Below are 4,102 nucleotides of genomic sequence, written 5' to 3'. Positions count from 1 at the left end.
ACGTCTTCGCCATCGGCGATCTGAGCGAGCCGGCCCGCGAATCGGTGCGAGCGGGAATGCCGTCGGGCAGCCTCGCGGACGCCAGGGCCCAGATCTTCCGACTCGCCGAGGACAACCTGCTGCCGCCGTGTGCACCCCGGCGCGACGGGGGCAGGAGCGAGGAGCCGGCGGAGGCCACCACCTCGCCGTCGGCGCCCACCACGTCTCCCCGCCCCGCTCCGGAGCAGTCACCCGAGCCCTCCCCCGAACCCACTCCACGTCCCGCCCCGGCCTCGGTGCCGGGGGTCGACTGCCGGGCGGTGAGCTGACCTGTGACCACTCCCGCATCCGGAACGCCCGCGGTCACCGTCCCGCCCCGCCGCGGCAAGGAACTCGTCCTCCTCGTCGCCGCGTCGGTGATCGTCGGGTTCTCCCTGTTCCTCGTCCAACTGGCCCAGGAGCAGGAACTGAGCCTGACCCTGCTCTGGCTGACCCTGGCCTACCTGGGCCTGTGCGGGGTGGCGCATCTGCTGATCCGGTGGTTGGCGCCGTACTCGGACCCCGTGCTGCTCCCCGCCGTCGCCCTCCTCAACGGCCTCGGCCTGGTGCTCATCTACCGCCTCGACCTGGCCTACGCGGCGCGCGCCGTGGCCAACGGCAACGACCCGCCGGGGATGGACGTCACCAGACAGTTGCTCTGGACGCTGATCGGCCTGGCCTTCATGGCGGCCGTGTTGTACTTCCTCCGCGACCACCGGGTGCTGTCCCGGTACGGATACACCATGGGCTTCTCCGGCCTGGCGTTGTTGGCGATCCCGGCGGTACTTCCCGCCCGGTTCTCCGAGATCAACGGCGCCAAGAACTGGATCATCCTGCCCGGCTTCACCATCCAACCCGGCGAGTTCGCCAAGATCCTGCTCATCATCTTCTTCGCCTCGATCCTCGTCGAGAAGCGTGAGTTGTTCACCAGCGCCGGACGTCGCATCCTCGGCGTGGACCTGCCCCGCGGGCGGGACCTCGGGCCGATCATCGTGGCGTGGTTCCTCTCCCTGGGAGTGCTGGTGTTCAACACGGACCTGGGAATGGCGTTGCTGCTCTTCGCCACCGTGCTGACCATGCTGTACGTGGCCACCGAGCGGATCAGCTGGCTGCTCATCGGCGTCGTCCTCGTGGGCATCGGAGGCGTGTTGGCCTACGCACTGTTCGGCCACGTGCGGGTGCGGTTCCAGATCTGGCAGGACCCCTTCGCCTACTTCGACACCGGCGGTTACCAGAGCTCACAGGCCCTGTTCGGGCTCGCCTCCGGGGGCATGGGCGGCACCGGGCTCGGCAACGGGCGACCGGACCAGGTGCCGTTCGCGGGTACCGACTTCATCACCTCGACCATCGGCGAGGAGCTCGGCCTGATCGGCCTCGCGGCCGTGCTGATGATCTACGCGATCGTCGTCTTGCGCGGGATCCGGGTGGGCCTGACCATCAGGGACAGCTTCGGCAAACTGGTCGCCGTCGGCCTGGCGTTCACCGTCGCCATCCAGGTCTTCGTGGTGGTCGGCGGGGTCTCCACCCTCATCCCGCTCACCGGGCTCACCCTGCCGTTCATGGCCTACGGCGGGTCGAGCCTCCTCGCCAACTACGCCCTGTTGGCCATCCTGCTCCGGTTGTCGCACGACGCCCGTCGACCGATGCCCACCCCGCGTCAGACACCCGCGCTCGCCGAGGCGGCCACGGGCATGATGAGGACCCCGCTGCTGGCCCGCGTCCGGAAGGCCGGGTGAGCGCCGGGTGAACGCCGCCATCCGCAGGGTCGCGGTCGCCGCCATCGTCATGGTGGTGGCGCTGCTCCTCCAGCTCACCTGGGTCCAGGTCTTCCGCGCCGATGAACTGCGGGCCGACCCCCGCAACACCCGGATGCTGCTCGACGAGTACTCCCGCCAGCGCGGGCAGATCACCGCCGGGGGCCGCGTGCTGGCCATGTCGGTGCCCTCGGACGGCAGGTACGAGTTCGAGCGCACCTATCCCACCAGCCCGGTCGCGTTCGGTCCGACGGTGGGGTACTACTCCCTGCAGTACGCCACCTCGGGGATCGAACAGTCGCAGGACGCCTTCCTCAACGGATCGGACCCCAGGCTGCTCTCCCAACGCATCACCGGACTCATCTCCGGCCGGACCCCCCAGGGCGGGTCGGTGGAGCTGACCCTCGACCCCGCCGCGCAGGAGGCGGCCTTCGGCGCACTGCAACGGGGCGCCGGCCAGGGACCCTTCGTCGGCTCGGTGGCCGCGGTCCGGCCCTCGACCGGGGAGGTGCTGGCCCTGGCCTCCAGCCCGGCGTTCGACCCGAACGCGCTGTCCAGCCAGGAGCAGACCGTCCGCACCCAGGAGATGGAGCGGATCGAACAGAGCCCGGACCGGCCGCTGCTCAACCACGCCACGCAGCAGTCCCTGCCGCCCGGGTCCACCATGAAGGTCATCACGACGGCCGCCGCACTCGAATCCGGGATGGGACCGGAGACGCCGGTGTCCGGTGCGGACCGCACGCTGCTGCCCGGCACCTCCACGTTCCTGCAGAACTACGCAGGCCAGACCTGTGGTGGCGGCACCGTGACCCTCCGCACGGCGTTCGAACTCTCCTGCAACGTGCCGTTCGTGGAGCTCAGCCAGGAGATCGGCACCGACGCGTTCACCGAGATGGCCGAACGATTCGGTCTGGACGGCGGGGAACCGGATGAACTCGGGATCCCCGCGGCTCCGTCCGGCCTGGGCCAGATGGAGGACGCCGCGCAACTCGCCATGAGCTCGATCGGTCAGAGCGATGTCCGCATGACGACCCTGCAGAACGCCATGGTGGCGGCCACCGTCTCCAACGGCGGGGTACGCATGCAGCCCCAGTTGATCCGCTCGCTCACGGCGCCCGACCTCTCCGTGGTGCAGGGGTTCTCCCCTGAGGACGCGGGGCGCGCCCTGACCGACGAGCAGGCCGCCACCCTCACCGAGCTCATGGAGGGCGCGGAACGCAATGCCGGCGGCGGGCTGCCCGGGGTGACCATCGCCTCCAAGACCGGTACCGCCGAGCACGGCGTGGACGCCGCGACGACCGTGCCCTACACCTGGTACATCGCCTTCGTCCCCGGCCAGGACGTGGCCGTGGCCGTGGCGCTCGAGTCAGGTCCCGGCATCACCAGAGACACCGTGGGCTCCACCTACGCCGCCCCCATCGGCCGCGAGGTCCTGGGGGCACTCCTCGGGGGCGCGGGATGAGCCTGAACTCCGGAGCGGTGCTCTCCGGCCGGTACCGACTGCTGCGCCTGATCGCCACGGGCGGGATGGGACAGGTCTGGGAGGCCGCCGACGCGGTGCTGGACCGACACGTCGCGGTCAAGGTCCTCAAGGCCGAGTTCTCCTCCGATCAGGAATTCGTGGAGAGGTTCCGGTCCGAGGCCAAGGTGACGGCGCGGATCTCCCACCCGGGTGTCGCGACGGTCTACGACTACGGGCAGATCGACGACCCGGCCTCGGGAAACCCGCTGTCCTACCTGGTCATGGAGCTCGTGGTGGGCGAGCCGCTCTCCGATGTTCTCGCGCGCGAGGGGTCGCTACCGCTCCGCCACACCCTGGACATGCTCGAGCAGACCGGTCGCGCACTCAACGCCGCGCACGCCATCGGGCTGGTCCACCGGGACGTCAAGCCGGGCAACATCCTCATCACGCCCTCCGGGCAGGTCAAGCTCACCGACTTCGGCATCGCCAAGTCGATGGGGTCCGCGGCGGTCACCCAGGCCGGGATGGTCGTGGGCACGGCCCAGTACATCGCACCCGAGCAGGCCATGGGTCACGAGACCACCCCTGCCGGTGACGTCTACTCCCTCGGGGTCGTGGGATACGAGTGCGTGTCCGGGCGCAGGCCGTTCGTAGCCGACTCCCCGGTGAGCGTGGCGATGATGCACGTCCGCGAGACGCCGCCCCCGCTCCCCGACTCGGTACCGCCGTCGGTGCGCAGGCTCCTCTCCGACGCCATGGTCAAGGATCCGAACCGGCGGTACCCCGACGGGGAAGCCTTCGCCGAGGCGGTCTCGGACGTGCGCGCGGGCCGTGACCCGCGGCCCCCGCAGGCGTTCGCCGCGGCCGC

3 protein-coding genes and 1 pseudogene are annotated in these 4,102 nt (G+C 70.3%); all 4 read left to right on the top strand.

All coding sequences use genetic code 11. The annotated features are described in order from the left end of the window. A pseudogene (locus G6019_RS12090) lies at positions 1-308 on the top strand (serine/threonine protein phosphatase); the annotation flags it as partial. Positions 309-311: 3 nt separating this feature from the next. Continuing rightward, positions 312-1,754: an FtsW/RodA/SpoVE family cell cycle protein gene (locus G6019_RS12085; RefSeq protein WP_107755255.1), complete on the top strand. Its 1,443-nt coding sequence runs from the start codon at positions 312-314 to the stop codon at positions 1,752-1,754. A 7-nt stretch (positions 1,755-1,761) separates the two neighbouring features. Next, entirely contained in the window at positions 1,762-3,234 is a 1,473-nt protein-coding gene (locus G6019_RS12080) for a penicillin-binding transpeptidase domain-containing protein (RefSeq protein ID WP_107755254.1), read from the top strand. Continuing rightward, on the top strand, positions 3,231-4,102 hold an 872-nt coding region (locus G6019_RS12075; RefSeq protein ID WP_182627684.1), incomplete at its 3' end, for a serine/threonine-protein kinase. The genes G6019_RS12080 and G6019_RS12075, both read left to right, overlap by 4 nt.

The sequence above is a fragment of the Dietzia sp. DQ12-76 genome, from assembly GCF_014145045.1.
Taxonomy (GTDB): domain Bacteria; phylum Actinomycetota; class Actinomycetes; order Mycobacteriales; family Mycobacteriaceae; genus Dietzia.
Note: the sequence above shows the minus strand (reverse complement) of the source record. Positions and strands in the feature narration are given on the sequence as shown.